Origin of the sequence: Shewanella sp. GXUN23E, assembly GCF_050865035.1 — a bacterium.
GTDB lineage: Bacteria > Pseudomonadota > Gammaproteobacteria > Enterobacterales > Shewanellaceae > Shewanella.
Genome location: NZ_JBOZWP010000025.1, coordinates 49685 through 66622, shown reverse-complemented (window position 1 = coordinate 66622; position 16938 = coordinate 49685). Strand labels below are relative to the sequence as shown.

The 16938-nt window shown below is 59.2% G+C and carries 4 protein-coding genes; all 4 read left to right on the top strand.

All coding sequences use genetic code 11. From position 1 onward, the window contains the following. Positions 1-121: 121 nt before the first annotated feature. Genes ACRRUX_RS17895 through ACRRUX_RS17880 form a run of 4 tightly spaced genes read left to right on the top strand, consistent with a single transcriptional unit; the run spans position 122 to position 16853 of the window. Complete coding sequence (locus tag ACRRUX_RS17895; RefSeq protein WP_432532866.1) at positions 122-940, top strand: transcriptional regulator; 819 nt, start codon at positions 122-124, stop codon at positions 938-940. Then, entirely contained in the window at positions 927-8711 is a 7785-nt protein-coding gene (locus ACRRUX_RS17890) for a beta-ketoacyl synthase N-terminal-like domain-containing protein (RefSeq protein ID WP_432532864.1), read from the top strand. The genes ACRRUX_RS17895 and ACRRUX_RS17890 overlap by 14 nt, the downstream gene beginning before the upstream one ends. Next, the gene (locus ACRRUX_RS17885; protein WP_432532862.1) at positions 8708-10942 is read left to right on the top strand and encodes a PfaB family protein; all 2235 of its coding nucleotides are present in this window, start codon (positions 8708-8710) and stop codon (positions 10940-10942) included. The genes ACRRUX_RS17890 and ACRRUX_RS17885 overlap by 4 nt, the downstream gene beginning before the upstream one ends. After that, positions 10926-16853: a beta-ketoacyl synthase N-terminal-like domain-containing protein gene (locus ACRRUX_RS17880; protein WP_432532860.1), complete on the top strand. Its 5928-nt coding sequence runs from the start codon at positions 10926-10928 to the stop codon at positions 16851-16853. Before ACRRUX_RS17885 ends, ACRRUX_RS17880 begins: the two co-directional genes overlap by 17 nt. Positions 16854-16938 lie beyond the last annotated feature (85 nt).

The following is a 16938-nucleotide window of genomic DNA, read 5'->3' as shown; positions in this document are numbered from 1 at the left end:
ATTGTCCGCTAACCTTGGCTCAACCAAAACAGGAAAAACATGAGTATCAGGGGATAAACCCGCACTCAGCACAGAGCGAGGTATTTCAGTCCCACCTGATACTGCAACACAGGGAAGCGCAATGGCATTGCCACCGGAGCCGCCAAAAACGGCTGCCGTTAAGGGAAAAATCAGCGCCCGTCACACTACGCCGCAGATGCGTCGCTTTATTCAGGACTCACCGCTGAGCGTGCGTGAATTGTCGCAGATCCTCAATATCAGTGAAGCCACGGTGCGCAAATGGCGCCGACGCAGTGATATTGAGGACAGAGACCATACCCCGCACCATCTCAATACCACTCTGACGCCGGCGCAGGAATATGTGGTTGTGGGACTGAGATACCAGCTCAAACTGACGCTGGATAAACTGCTTGAGGTCACCCGCACCTTTATCAACCCGGCGGTGTCCCGCTCCGGCCTTGCCCGCTGTCTCAAGCGCCACAATGTGTCGCGTATCGGCGAGATTGAGCCCAGCGATGCCCTGCCACAAAAGCATTTTACCCGTCTGCCCGTGTATCGCAGCCACAGTACCGAGCGCTATACCCTCAATGCGACCACGCTGGCCCGCACGTTGGGAGAGTCTCAGGTGGTGCAGGTTGAAGCCATGCATATTCCGCTGCCACAGGGACCCGCCTGCTCAGTCATGATAGGCCTTGAGCCGCAACTCGACTGGGTGTATGTGGACATTTACTCAGACTCAGATGCCCGCGCCGCCGACCGTTACATCGCCTATGTGCTGGCCCACGGGCCCTACAAACTCAGGCGACTGCTGGCCCGCAATTATCGTAAGTTTCTGATCCGCTTCCCGGATGCGGATATCAATAAAGCCCTCAGGGCGACACCCGATCCCCTTTGCCCCGACGGCAACCACCATACGGAGACTCACGATGAGCCATCCTGATAGCCCAACCGCTTCCCATCATCAACGCGGCAGTCACAAGTCTGCCAGTCACGAGCATGGCAGTCAGGAACAGGACATCCGCCTTGGCCGTCGCCTCAAAGACACGCCGGTGGCCATTGTTGGCATGGCCAGCCTGTTTGCCAAGGCCAGCTATCTGGATGAATTCTGGGATCTGATCGTCGATAAAATCGATGCCATCACTCAGGTGCCGGACAGCCACTGGGACCCGAGGGACTACTTCGATGCCGATCCCAATACCCCGGATAAGGTGTACTGTCAGCGGGGGGGATTTTTACCTGAGGTGGAATTCAATCCGCTGGATTTCGGCCTGCCGCCCAATATTCTCGAGCAAACCGACACAGCTCAGCTGCTGGCCTTGCTGGTCGCCCGGGATCTGTTGATCGACGCTGGCATAGCGGATGAGCAAAGCTATGAACGAAGCCGGGTGGGCATCACCCTGGGCATAGGCGGCGGACAGAAGATCAGTCAGGCCATGAATGCCCGGCTGCAATATCCTGTGCTGAAGAAAATCTTTAAAAGCAGCGGCATCAGCGATGAAGACTGCGACATGCTGATCCGTAAATTCCAGGATCAGTACATTCCCTGGCAGGAAAATGCCTTCCCCGGCTCGCTGGGCAATGTGATCGCCGGACGGATTGCCAACCGCTTCAATCTCGGTGGCATGAACTGTGTGGTGGATGCCGCCTGCGCCGGCTCGCTGGCGGCCATGCGCATGGCACTGAGTGAGCTGGTAGACGGCCGCAGCGACATGATGATCACCGGCGGCGTGTGCACCGACAACTCGCCTTATATGTACATGAGTTTCTCCAAAACCCCGGCCTTTACCGCAGATGAGCATATCAAGCCGTTCGATGCAGATTCCAAAGGCATGATGATAGGCGAAGGCATTGGCATGCTGGCGCTGAAACGCCTCGAAGATGCCGAGCGCGATGGCGACCGTATCTATGCCGTCATCAAGGGCATAGGTGCCTCCTCCGACGGCCGCTTCAAGAGCATTTATGCGCCCCGCTCCGAAGGTCAGGCGCAGGCACTCAAGCGCGCCTACGATGATGCCGGTTTTGCCCCCTGCAGCGTGGGGTTGATTGAAGCCCATGGCACAGGCACAGCGGCGGGGGATGTGGCTGAATTTGCCGGGCTTGCCAGTGTGTTCAGCCGCGATGAGCAAGATAATGACAGTGAGCGCAGGCAGCATATCGCGCTGGGCTCAGTCAAATCCCAGATAGGCCACACCAAGTCCACCGCAGGTACTGCCGGGGTGATCAAAGCGGCGCTGGCACTGCATCATAAAGTGTTGCCGCCCACCATCAATGTGCGTCGTCCCAACCCGAAAATGGCGCTGTCTGAGTCGCCTTTCTTCCTCTCCACTCAGCCATCCCCCTGGCTCAGAGATGGCGATACCCCAAGGCGCGCCGGTATTTCCTCATTCGGCTTTGGTGGCACCAATTTCCATATCGTGCTGGAGGAGTATCAGCCGGAGCACAGCCGGGCGTACCGGCTGCGCCAGTCTGCCAGAACATTGCTGCTGAGCGCCGTCTCCATGGACGCGCTGAGTCTGTTGTTAAAAGATTCCATTGACCGGCTGAAGCAAGACAGTAACAGCTTTGACGCCCTGTGCCGCCAGTACCCGCTGGCCCCCTGCCCCTCTGAGCACCCGAGAATTGGCTTTACCGTCAACCAGGCGGATGAACTGTTGGAGTTGCTGACCCAAGCCTATGAAAAGCTGACAGATGCAAAGCTGACGGATGAAGCGCGGGCCGCAAACAATCAGCAAGCCTGGGAACTGCCGGGCGGGGTCAGTTTCCGTCCCCATGCACTTACCGGCAAACTGGCGGCGCTGTTCACCGGTCAGGGCAATCAGACCCTGCAGATGGGGCGGGAACTGGCCTGCCTGTACCCCGAAGTGCGCCAGTGGCTGAGCCGCTTTGATCAGGCGTTCACGGCCAAGCAACTACGGCCGCTGTCCAAAGTCATGTATCCCTTTGAAGCCTTTGATGATGAAGGCCGCCTGGCCCAAAAGCAGGCGCTGACCGACACCCGCTACGCCCAGAGCGCCATTGGCGCCCTCAGTGCCGCCCAGTTTACCCTGCTCAAACAAGCTGGCCTGGGTATCGATATGACTGCCGGTCACAGCTATGGTGAACTTACCGCCCTGTGGGCCGCCGGTGCGCTGAATGATGACGCCCTGTGCAGTTTGTCACTGGCGCGGGGCCAGGCGATGGCGCAGGCTGCCGGGCAAGAACCCAAGGGCAGCATGGCCGCGGTGGGGCTCAATGATGATGAACAGAAAGCCACACTGAAAACTCTGCTCTCCCAAAACCCGCAGGTACAAATCGCCAACATCAACTCCCCCCGCCAGTGGGTGCTGGGCGGAGAAATCAGCGCCCTTGAGTCAGTCACCGCCAAACTCAAAGCGCTGGGTATTCAGGCGGTCAGCCTCAAAGTCGCCGGTGCCTTCCACACCCCTATGATGGCGCAGGCCGCCAGTCAGTTTGCCAATGTGATTAACGCCACCCCCATCTTGGCGGCAACCACTGAGGTGTGGAGCAATCAAACCGGCCAGCCCTATGGGGAGAATATCGCCGCGCAGCTATCTGAGCACATGCTCAGTCAGGTGGATTATGTCAGCCAGATCCGCGGCATGCTGGCGGCAGGCTGTCGGCAGTTTGTTGAATTTGGCCCGAAAAACACCCAAAGCAAACTGGTTAAGGCGATTGCCGATGACTACTTTGCCACGCTGCCTGCGACCCAGGACAGCGCTGCGCGCGAGCTGCTGATCCTCAGCGTCAATCCGTCACCCGTCAACTCTGCCGACTCGCGTCATGGCGATGACTGGCAGCTTAAACACGCCGCCGTGCAACTGGCGGTGGCAGGTCAGGCGATGCGCAATCCCGATACCTGGGCGGTGACCCACAAACGTCATCAGGTGACGCCATCACCCATGAATATCCGTTTGAACGGCGCCCATTATGTCAGTCCGGCTACGGCGCAAAAGGCCATGGCATCGCTGCAACAGGGCAAAATAACGCCCCGGTTCCAAACCCAAATTGTTGAAAAGGTGGTTGAGAACATCGTGCCTTCTTCCTTATTCCCCCAAAGTACCCAATCACAAATAAGTGCCCAACCGCCAATGAGTGCCCAATCCAACATGAATACTCAATCTCCGGGTGCTGCCCGGGTGACACCAGAGCCTGCCACTGTCTCCCCGGCTTATGGCACAGGTACTGATACTGCGCTGGCAGGACTGTTCAATGCACAATCGGAAGCCGCCCGGGTGCATCAGGCATTTTTGGCCATCCCACAGCAGTACAATGACACCTTCAATGCACTGATGCAGGCGCAGCTGCAGCTGGCAAAGGACGGCCTGCCGGTCCCCGACAGTCTGGTGCGCGCCATGGAGCTGTTCCACCAGCATCAGTCAGAAACCCTGAAAATCCATCAGGCCTGGCTGACACAACTCACAGCCGGACAGCATGTAAGTACCGGGCAGCATGGTCTGGAAACAGCGAGTATTACGACTCACCCAATCTCGCAGGTCTCGCAGGTCTCGCAGGTCTCGCAGGTTCAGGCTGCGCCATCGCCACAGCCGCAGTATCCCATTAACGCAGCAGCTGCCCCCCATCCCGGCCACCGCACCAATATTGAGCAGCAGGCTTCTGTCAGCGCCAACACGCCAGAGCGTACAAAGTCAGACAGCAAAGCGCCTGACATCAAAGCGCCGGACATTACAGCTACCCTGCTGGCGGTGGTGGCCGACAAGACCGGCTATCCGGCCCAGATGCTGGAACTCTCCATGGAGATGGAAGCGGATCTGGGTATAGACTCCATCAAGCGGGTGGAGATCCTCGGCGCGGTGCAGGATGCCCTGCCGCAGCTGCCGCCCTTAAGTCCTGAGGTGCTGGCCGAGTGCCGCACGCTGGCGCAGGTACAGGAGGCCATCAACGCGGCGCTGCCGGTAAACGATATATCTCCGGCGGCAAACAACGTGGCACTGCCGGTAAACAAAATGGCGCTGCCGATTAGTCAAACCGCTCAGCGAAACGAGTCATCCAGCGTTTCCGTCCAGCGCGTGAACGCCTCAGCCGAGGAGGTACTGCTCAATGTAGTGGCCGATAAAACCGGTTATCCGGCTCAGATGCTGGAGCTGTCCATGGATATGGAAGCAGATCTGGGCATCGACTCCATCAAGCGGGTGGAGATCCTCGGCGCAGTGCAGGATGCGCTGCCGCAGCTGCCGCCATTGAGTCCTGAGGTACTGGCCGAGTGCCGCACCCTGAGTCAGGTGCTGGCGCAAATCCAGATAGGCCTGCCAACTGCCGCAGGTGTCGATGCAACTTTTATTGACCATTCGACTGACAGCTTGGCCAACAATACTGCTGTCAGCATTGACCCCGCCATTGAACAGGGCATTGAACCCGGCATCGAAATAGTCCCGACACTGCTGGCGGTAGTGGCCGATAAAACCGGCTATCCGACCGAGATGCTGGAGCTGTCCATGGATATGGAAGCAGATTTGGGCATAGATTCCATCAAACGGGTGGAGATCCTCGGCGCAGTGCAGGATGCCCTGCCGCAGCTGCCGCCGCTGAGTGCAGATGCCATGGCTGAATGCCGCACCCTGGGGCAAATTTGCGAGCAGATGATACAAGCCGCTCCGGCTGTGACTCAGGCTGTGGTCCCGGAAAAACCTCTGGCCCAGCCTGCCGACGCCAGTGCACCGGACGTGATCAGCGTGCTGCTAGGGGGCGTGGCCGACAAAACCGGCTATCCGGCGCAGATGCTCGAGCTGTCGATGGATATGGAAGCGGATCTGGGCATCGACTCCATCAAGAGGGTGGAAATTCTCGGCGCGGTGCAGGATGCCCTGCCGCAGTTGCCGCCCCTCAGCGCAGAGGCCATGGCAGAATGCCGCACCCTGGGTGAAATCACTGTGCTGCTTGCCGCTGCAGGCAATACAGCAGAGGCACAAAAAAAGCCAACACCGCCAACACACATCAGCGCGTCGCAGCATGAGCCAGAGATTGCCTCAGGCTCACAGCAGGAATTGCTTTTTTCACAGACAGATATCCCACAAAGCAAGGCATCCACACTGGCAGCATTGTTGCCACCAGCCCCCCTTACCTCAGCCGATTTGCCGCCCTTTAGCGGGGTTGAACTGGTAGGCGCAGCGCCTTTGGCTGAAGCACTGACACTGCAGGGCAGCATACTGATTGTCGATGATGGTCATCATGCCGGTGAGCTGGCGCAGCAATGTCTGAAAACCGGCCTTGAGCCTGTGGTACTGTCTGCCTATATCCAGTCGGCATTGCCGGCAGGCGTTGCCCGCATCGACCTGAGTCAGCTGCTGAATGACGGGCAATTGGCGGCAGACCCCGAAACCGCACAAGCCCACATCATCGCTGAACTGGATAAGCTGTCGGCCCAGCTGAACGAGCCTTTAGGCGCCATCCTGGTACTCAGCTGCCCACTGCAGTCCGATGAAGAGCAGCTGCATACATTGCAACTGGCGCTGCTGCTGGCTGCGCACTACTCAGCGGCGCTGCACCAGGCCCACACCCCGGTATTTACCACTGTGACCCGTCAGGATGGGGGAATGGGGTATCTCAACGGCGAGGTCACCCCGATGGCCGCGGCGCTGCATGGCCTTTGCAAAACCCTGAGCCACGAGTGGCCGCAGGTGCATTGCCGGGCGCTGGATATCAGCCCGGAAATTGACCCGCACACGTTCGCCACGCTGGTGATGGATGAACTTTTGCACCGCAGCATTCAGGTAGAAACCTGTATCGCAGGTACCCAGGACCATCTTATCCGCACCACCTTAAAGCCTGCGGCGGCGGGAAGCGGCAAATGCCAGCCGGAACTGCAGCTTGGCACCAGTGACACCATTCTGGTTAGCGGCGGCGCCAAAGGGGTCACTCTGGATTGCGCACTGGCTCTGGCGGCTCACAGCGGCAGCCATTTTGTGCTGCTGGGCCGCAGCGAATTGCTCAGCACCCTGCCGGACTGGGCGCAAAGCGTAATCCCTGCCGGACTGAGCGATAGCGAACCGACAGATACCAAACTGAAAACGGCGCTGCTGGCCCATCTGCAGCAAACCGGTGAAAAAGTAACACCTAAAGCCCTGGATGCCCTGCTGCTGCCGGTACAAAACACCCTGGCCATCCGTGAAGCGCTGGCACGTTTTGCCGCGCTGGGCGCCAGCGCCGAGTACCTGCCGCTGGACATTACCAACGCCGATGATGTCGCCACCAGCCTGACACCTCTGGTGTCACTGCGCCCCTTCAGCGGCCTTATCCATGGCGCCGGCGTACTGGCTGACAAGCGCATTGAAGAGAAGACCCTGAGTCAGTTCCACCGGGTGTTCGATACCAAGGTGGCCGGACTGAATAATCTGCTGGCCGTGCTGGATATGGACTCGCTCAAATTTATCAGCCTGTTCTCATCGGCGGCGGGCTTCTATGGCAATGCCGGTCAAAGCGATTACGCCATGGCCAATGAGGTACTGAACAAAAAAGCCATTGAACTGAAAACCCATTACCCGGCGCTGAAAGTCACCAGTTTCAACTGGGGCCCCTGGGATGGCGGCATGGTCAGTGCCAGTCTCAAAGCCATGTTCGCCAGCCGTGGCGTGTATGTGATCCCAAGAGCCGCTGGCGCCGCCCTGTTCGCCTCTCAGGTGCTGCATGACGGTCTGCTGCAATGCCTTGTTGGTTCAGATATGCAGGGCTCGGATAAACAGGGTTCGCAACCGGCTGACGTTGACAGTATGACTGGCGCAATCGACAGTCACGCTGCCGAATCAGATAGCAAAGCAGATCCCGATAACAAAACTGGACCAGGCGATTCAGCAATGGAGCTCCCACTGCAGGAACAACCGCAGGAATCCTTGCCACAGCGCGACTGGCAACTGAAGCTGGATGACCATGGTTTCTTGCAGGACCATGCGGTGCTGGGCAATCCCGTGCTGCCCACCGCCTGCGCCCTGAGCCTGATGCTGGATGCCATGACCGAAGAGTTGGATGCTGCCGACGACCACAGCCAGTGGCAGCAATTGACGGACTATCAACTGCTCAAAGGACTGGTCTTTGATGAGCAGAGCAGCGCCGCTCTGGCACTGACGGTGCAGGATGGTCAGCTGCTGCTGAGTACTGATGGACGACCGGGTTATCGGGCACGCATGAGCAACAGCGCCGCACCAGTGACCAAAGGCGTGCCCAAACGCATACGTCAGGCGCTGGCACAGCAGCCGCTGGATGGTCGCCTGTGTTACCAGAACGGGCCGCTGTTTCATGGCGAAGGCCTGCAGCTTATCCGCCGGTTTGCCATTCGCGAGTCGCAGCTGCTGGCCCTGGTCAAACTGCCTGCGCCCCAGCCGGAGTCAGGTCTGTTCAGCACCAGCTGGCGCCGAATTTGCGCGCTGGATGCCATGCTGCAGGGCGCACTGGTACTGGCCCATGAACTGAGCGGTCAGGACAGCCTGCCCGTGGCCTTTGGCAAACTGAGCCTGCACAAGGGCTTTAGCCAGGTAATGGACTGCAATCCCAAGGATGACGCGCCGGCTCAGCTGTGGATACATAACGCCACTTTGATGAGTCATACCTTCCAGTGCGATGCGGCGCTGCTGGATGAACAGGGACGCACTCTGGTGCTGCTCAAGGGCATCAAACTGACCCTGAGCCACACCCGCCTCAACAGCCGGGCCGTGGGCCATACAGGCGCAAGCCGCAATACGGCCACAGTGGAGCAGCCATGACGGCAACCTCATATGCGCCGCTGGCGCTGTTTCTGACTATGCCATCAACAGCAGAGCCCCGGCCAGCAACCGTCAGCCTGCCATGCGATAAGCTACTGCCGGCCCTGTTACAGGCCAGAGCCCTGCTGGATGAGGCGCAGGGCTCGCTGATCTGTCTAACCGCCGCGGGCATCACGGGCGCACAGGGTAAGGCCAGCGAACACCCCGGCATGATTTGGCTGATGGACAGCCGTCAGGCGCTGAAATTAAAGCAGCATCCCCATGCCCGGCTGTATCTGCATACCGAACCGACATCAGCCGCTGAAATAGACAGCATCCCGCTGGCAGCTGCCGGTAAAGCTGCTGGCAAGATGCTGGAATATCACATCCCGGCGCATCAGGGCTTTGCCGCGCTCAGGCAGCTTTGCCATTCGCTGGCGGCCCGGGATCTGCCGCCAGCCCCCTTGGCGGGTGGCCGCACCGGCGCTAATGTCAGCGACCATACCGACGACTATGCCGACGTCTATACCCACAACTGCGCCGACAAACCTGCCTTTGACATGCCCCCTGACGATGCCACAGGCAGCAGCATCTGCTTTTCCGGCCAGTACTGGTTCTGTGAACCGGGCGATCGCCGCCAAGTGCAATTACGCCTGCACGGTCAAAGCATAGAGGATGAGATCCCCGGCCAAACAGTGCATACCCTCACGCTGACCCAGGGCAGTGCCCTGTTGCCGCCGCGCCCGATTGCCCGCTACTGGCTGGAGTACAGCGCCGAAAGCGCTGCCGAACTGGCCACCCAGTTACACAGGGATACCGGCGAGCGCACCGCGCTCAATACCTGGCACAGACACAATACCCTGTTACCTCAGGGTACCGGCTGCCGGGCTGTGGTGGTGGCCGACACCATGGCGGCACTGGAAGCGGAACTTGATGGACTCATCCGCCATATCGAGACCCGCCCCACCGTCTGGCTGCAAACCCCGGGTGGCAGCTGTTACTGTCCGGCCAATCAGGGCTGCAGGCCCGGCGAGCTGGCCTTTATCTATCCGGGTGTCGGTACCGCATGGGCCGGTATGTATCAGGGGTTGCACCTGTACTTCCCCGAACTGTTTGAGGTCAATAAGTCACTGCCCCTGGCGGAGATGTTACAGGCGGAGATGTTACAGGCAGATACTCTGCAATCCACCGGCCCACAGGCCAATCGCACCAGCCAGAACCAATCGCTGCCACTGGCGCAGCAGGCCGTGGCCGGTGTGGGCCAGTCCTGGCTGCTGAGCCAAATCCTTTGCCGTGAATTTGGGCTGGCGCCGGACATGGCGCTGGGTTACTCCATGGGCGAGATCAGCATGTGGGCTTCGCTGGGCATATGGCAGTCACCTGAATCCCTGATCCGGCCAACGCTGGAATCAGCGCTGTTCAGCCATGAACTGTCGGGGCCACTGCGGGCTGTGCAGGCGCTGTGGCAACCCCCATCTTACGACGCAGGAGCATCAGGCACACAGCCAACGCCTGACTGGGGCTGCTATCTGCTCAGAGCCAGTTACGATTCGGTGCAGCAGCAAATAGAGACCTTGTTTGGGAAGACCTGTCGGGTGTATGTGCCGGTGCGCCATTTCGACTCCTGCATTCTGGCCGGTGATACCCGCCAGGTACAGGCTGTCATTGATGCGCTGGGATGCACGGCAATCCCCTCGCCACTGGTGACCGCCATGCACACGCCGGCAGCCTGGCTGCTGCACCAGTCGATGCGGGCGTTTTACCAGCTCAATACCCAGAGCCCGCGATTACTGCGCCATTGCCTGTTTTTCAGCGCCTCACAGCCACAAGCGATCAATCCGGCACTCAGCAGTTTGCACCTCGCGCCCCAGGATTTGAGCCAGTACATCGCCGACAGTATCGCCGATACCCTGTGCCAGCCGCTGAACTTACCCATGCTGATCAACCGGGCAATTCATCAGGGCGCGCGATTGTTTGTTGAAGTGGGCGCCGATCGCCAGCTCACCAGTCTGCTGGCCAATCAGCAATTAAGCTGGCAACCGGTAAAGACCATCGCCTGCAACAGTAAAGGCGCAATGCCCATTCGCAGTCTGCGCAAATGTATTGCGGCGCTGCGCACCCTGGGCGTCAACATCAGGGCCCCGCTGGCAGTACATGCCAGAACCCTCTCAGCCCCTGGCGAGGGGGTCCGCTCCCACATTTCAACCTCAGGCGCCGCGCCGCAGGAAACCCAGTATGTCAGCAGTCGTTAACCCTGATTTGGGCAAACAGCAATTTGCCATCGTCGCGCAGGCCTGCCGTTTTCCCGGCGCAGCCAGCCCCGAAGCCCTGTGGCAACAGTTGCTGGCCGGTGCAGATTGCCGCAGCGAACTGACTGACGCCAGACTGGGCGCCAGTGTGCAGGCCTATACCGGCGCCAAAGGTGAAAGTGACCGGTTTTATTGCACCAAAGGCGGCTTTATCGGGGACTTCAGTTTCGATGCCGATGGGCTTAACCTGCCGCCGGATGAGCTGGCTTCGCTGGATATCAGCCGCCAGTGGCTGCTGAGCTGCGCCCGCGAAGCGCTTAACCAGGCGTCGGTGGATGACACTCAGCGCCCGCGCACCGGCATCATACTGGGCGCCCTGTCGTTCCCGGACAGGCAAACCAATGCGGCCTGCCTGCCGCTGTATCATCAGCGGGTGCAAACGGCTCTGCGGGAAGCTGCTGGCGTGCCGCCATTGCCTGCTAAGCGGCAACAATCAGCGCCCACTATCAATCTCAACAACGCCTCAGATGCGGCGACTCAGGTAACCCGGGCGCTGGGGCTGGGGCCCTGCAGTTTCAGTCTGGATGCCGCCTGCGCCAGCTCGCTGTATGCCATCCGTCTGGCCTGTGATTATCTGGCCAACGACAAAGCCGATGTGATGCTGGCTGCCGCCCTGAGTGGCGCCGATCCGCTGTTTGTCCATATGGGCTTTTCGATTTTCCAGGCTTATCCGCAAAATGGCATATCCGCGCCCTTTTCACCTGATTCTCAGGGGCTGTTTGCCGGTGAAGGCGCAGCGGTACTGGTCATCAAACGGCTGGCCGATGCCCGGGCCAATGGCGATAACATTCTGGGTGTGATCCAGGGGGTCGGGCTGTCCAATGATGGCCGCGGCCAGTTTGTATTAAGCCCCAATCCCAAGGGGCAGCAGGCGGCGTTCGAGCGCGCCTGGCAGATTGCCGGTGAAAAAGGCCTGACGCCACGCCAGCTGGAAGTGATTGAATGCCACGCCACAGGCACACCTTTGGGCGACAGGGTCGAGCTGGCCTCGATGGCGCGTTTTTTGGCAGACCAATCCGAGGCTAACTTGCCGCTGATAGGCTCGGCCAAGGGCAATGTCGGCCATCTGCTGACGGCTGCCGGCATGGTGAGCATGGTCAAAACCCTGCAGGCCATGGCCCACGACACTGTACCTGCCAGTCCGGGATTGATTCAGGCTGGGCAATCAGTCAGCAGTGCAGGCAACAATGCAGGCAGTGAAAACCACAACCCCATGACTCAGCAAATCATCACCCGCCCTCAACCCTGGCCCTCTCAGGCGGGCAAAGCGGATGAAACGGCCGACAGCCCGCAGCACCGGGATGCTCAACCATCTGATACAACCCCAAGTAAACCAACACAGCGGAATAAGATTGCCGCAGTTTCCGCCTTTGGCTTTGGCGGCTGTAATGCCCATCTGGTGCTCAGCCATCAGCCGCTCACACCAACAAGCGCCGAGGCTTTGCCGCCGGATAAAGAATGGTGGCCTTCACAACAGCCAACCAAGTCATCGCCCCAATCCGTGGCGTTAACCATCACGGGCCTTGCCGCCCATATCGGCACACTCGACAGCCTGAGTGCGCTGGCTGACAGGCTACACACCCAACAAAGCGCCCTGCGCCCGCTGCCACCCAAGCGCTGGAAGGGGCTGCAGGCGCTGCTGCCCACACACCCGAAAGACACTCAGCCCCCCCTTGGCGGCTACATAGCGCAATTCGAGCTGGATATGATGCAGTTCAAACTGCCCGCCACTGAGCAGGACAGGCTTATTCCCCAGCAATTACTGCTGCTGAAACAGGCCGATGAAGCCATACGGGATGCAGGCCTTCTGCCCGGCAGCAAAACCGCCGTGCTGGTCGCCATGGAAACCGAGCCTGAGCTGCATCAGTTTCGCGGCCGGGTCGAGCTGCATACCCTGCTGCCTGAATATCTCTCCCATCTGGGGATAAAGCTCAGCGATGATGAATATGCCGCGCTCGAGCCACTGGTGATGGATGCAGTGCTGGGTAAGGCGCAGCTGAATCAGTACACCAGTTTTATCGGTAACATTATGGCCTCAAGAGTGGCGGCACTGTGGGACTTTTCCGGCCCGGCCTTTACCCTGTCGGCCGGTGAACTGGGCTTTACCAGGGGGCTGGAAGTCGCCGCCCAACTGCTTCGCGCCGGTGATGCCGATGCCGTGGTGCTGTGCGCCGTGGACCTGGCCGGCAGCGCCGAGCGGGTGCTGCTGGGGCAAAAATCACTGCCGCCAGCCGATGGCGCCGGGGCCATGGTGCTGACGCTGGCTCAGCCCCGGAGTCAAAGCCAGAGTCAAAGTCAGACTCACCCGTCAGCGGGATACGGCACACTGCAGTTACCGCTATTTGGTCGCACTGTGCCGACAGACCCAAACCCGCCCGCCATACAGCATCTGCGACAGACGCAAAACGAGCTGGTCGATACGCTGCTGACCAGCCATGCTGCATCACCACAATTGCAGGTCATCAGTGGTGGCAGTTTGCCGGAAACAGTGGCAGGTGAAGGCCGTATTGAAAGCAGTATTGAAGACAGCATTAAAGACAGTACGGCAAAGATGGCGCTGCCAGCCGATTCGATATGCTATCCGGCCAGGTTGCTGGGCTACCCCGGTGCCGCCGCTGGGCTGTTTGCCACCCTGACAGCCATGGTATCCGATGCGCAAACCAGCCTGATTACCGCCATCGAAGGCGAGTTTCACAGTGCACTGTTACTTGAGCAAACACCCCTGCAAATGCAGGCGCTCAGAGCGCGACTGCAAAAGCCTGTGGTCAACCGCAAAGGGCCGTCTCTGCCCAAAATCATCACGCTTGGGGGCGATGATATTGCTGACCTCGTGCGTCAGGCTGTTATCAAAGCGGGGCTGAGTCACAGGGCCAGTGCCAAAAACAAAGACACAGATACAGATACAGACACAGACAATGACTACGAAAATGAAAACAACAAGGCAGCAGGCTCAACCAATACGATGGCCCATGGCGCTGTCACTGACATGAACACCAGTCTCAGCGCCGCTGACAAACAGGTTTTAACCGCCCACCGGCAGCAACTGGCAGAGGTGCATCTCGCCTTTCTCAATGCCAGACGCGCCGGACTTGCGCAGGCGGATGTACTGCTGCGCCGGCATCTAACCAAGTTGGCCATTCAGCCGACTAACCGACCAGCTGATCTGGCTGGTTTATCCAGACCGCCCGCGACATCGCCCCAGCCGCCCAGAACATCGACCCAGCCAGAAATGCCAGACCAGTCAGCAGCGGCCGACCATGCCTCCCCGGCACCTATGACTGGCGCCGGGCGCAAAGACTGCATCTGGGACTATGAAGATCTGCTGGAGTATGCCGAGGGCGATATCGCCAGAGTGTTCGGTCCTCAGTATGCCGAAATCGACAGTTTCCGCCGGCGCGTCAGGCTGCCATCAAGGGACTATCTGCTGGTGTCGCGAGTCACCAAACTGGACGCCACCCTCAGCAAACAGGAGGATTTCAAGCCCTGCAACATGACCACTGAATACGATATCCCCCACGATGCCCCCTACCTGGTGGATGGCCAGATCCCCTGGGCAGTGGCCGTTGAGTCAGGCCAGTGTGATTTGATGCTGATCAGCTATCTGGGCATCGACTTTGAAAACCGGGGTGAGCGGGTCTATCGGCTGCTGGACTGCACCCTGACCTTCCTGGGCGATCTGCCCCGGGGCGGCGATACCTTAAGATACGATATTGCCATCAATCACTTTGCCCGCAATGGCGATACCCTGCTGTTTTTCTTCTCCTACCGCTGTTATGTGGGAGATCAGTTGATCCTGAAAATGGACAATGGCTGCGCCGGTTTCTTCACTGACAGGGAGCTGGAAGATGGCAAAGGGGTGATCCGCACCCAGGCGGAAGAAACCGCCAGACAGCAGGCACCGAAAAGCCGCTTCACGCCTTTGCTTGAGTGCCACAAAACCCGTTTCAGCCGCGAGGAGCTGGAAGCTTTGCTCAGGGCCGATCTGGTGACTTGCTTTGGCCCGAGTCACGCTGCGCAAGCGGGCAGCAATCCGCAGTCACTGCGCTTTGCCTCCCGCAAGTTTATGATGATCGAGCAGATAAGTGCGCTGGATCCACAGGGCGGGGCCTGGGGATTGGGTATGGTGGAAGGCCACAAATGGCTGGCACCGGATCACTGGTATTTTCCCTGCCATTTCAAGGATGATGAAGTGATGGCGGGATCCCTGATGGCCGAGGGCTGTGGCCAGCTGCTGCAATTTTATATGTTGTGGCTGGGCATGCATAAATCCATGGGCCATGGCCGCTTCCAGCCTTTGGTTGATGCGCCGCAAAAAGTGCGCTGCCGCGGCCAGGTGCTGCCCCAATCCGGCATGCTCACTTATCGCATGGAAGTGACCGAGCTGAGTATGCATCCCACCCCCAGAGCCAGAGCCAATATCGATATCCTGCTCAACGGCAAAGTGGTGGTGGATTTCCAGAATCTTGGGGTGATGCTCAAAGAGGAAACCAACTGCACCCGTTATGGAAAATCCGACTCAGCGTCGGTAGCTGAAAGCCGGTTGTCAGAGCTGGAGCCTGCCCCGCTGATGCAGAAAATCCCGGATTTTAAGGCGCCCACCAATAAAGGGGTGATCCCCTTTACCCATGTGCAGGCGCCTGAGCAGGCCCGCTTTGCCAACCGACAGCCGGACACCCTGCCCTTCACCCCCTGGCACTTGTTTGAATTTGCCACCGGCAATATCGAGCACTGCTTTGGCCCTGAATTTGCGGTATACCGGGGCATGGTGCCGCCGCGCACCCCCTGCGGCGATCTGCAACTGACCACCTGCGTGACCCGGATTGACGGCCAGCGCGGCGAGTTCAAGACCCCATCAGCTTGCCGCGCCGAATATGAAGTCCCGGCGGATGCCTGGTATTTCAGGGCAAACAGCCATCCGGCGCAGATGCCCTACTCAGTGCTGATGGAAATTGCGCTGCAGCCCAATGGCTTCCTGTCCGGCTATCTGGGCACAACGCTCAGCTATCAGGATGAGCCGCTGTTTTTCCGCAATCTGGATGGTCAGGGCAGGTTGTTGCGACCCGTGGATTTGCGCGGCCAGACCATCATCAATGACACCCAATTGCTCAGCACTGTCTTTGCCGGCGCCAATATCATTCAGACCTTTAAATTTACCCTGAGCACTCGTCAGGCTGGCAGTCGCAATAAAACTGAAGCGGCGGTTGTCCCCTTTTACGAGGGCGAGGCGGTATTTGGCTATTTCAATGACCATGCCCTGACCCACCAGGCCGGGCTGGACAGAGGTCAAACCCGCAAGCCCTGGCATGTCACACAGGGCATTGAGCCCGATATCCAGCTTGAGTTAACCGCGGCCAATGCCTTCAATGCACCGCCGGGCAAACCGCACTGGCACCTGGCCGGGGGCCAGCTGAACTTTGTCGACAGTGTGGCCATTGTCGCCTCGGGCGGTGAGCATGGTCTTGGCTATGTGTATGGCAAGCGCAGCATAGATGCCAGTGACTGGTTCTTCCCCTGCCATTTCCATCAGGATCCGGTGATGCCGGGCTCATTGGGCGTCGAAGCCATGCTGGAGCTGCTGCAGGCCTTTGCCATAAAAACGGGTCTTGGGGATGAGTTTGTCAGCCCCAGATCCAGCTGGCCGCAATCATTGGTGAAGTGGAAATACCGCGGCCAGATCACCCCACACAATCAGCAGATGTCACTGGAGCTGCATATCACCGCCATTGAGCGCACTGCCTCAGGCGTGCAGCTTAAAGCCGATGCCAGTCTGTCCAAGGACCAATTGAGAATTTACCAAATCAGCGATCTGGCCATCATGATAGTGGAAGCCAGCGATACCGGAGTCACAGCATGAATCAATCCCCCCGCGTCGATACCCAGGCCCTCTGGCAGGTGCTGGACTCAAGCCCTGAGCCGTTTGCACTGATGCTGGATGGCGC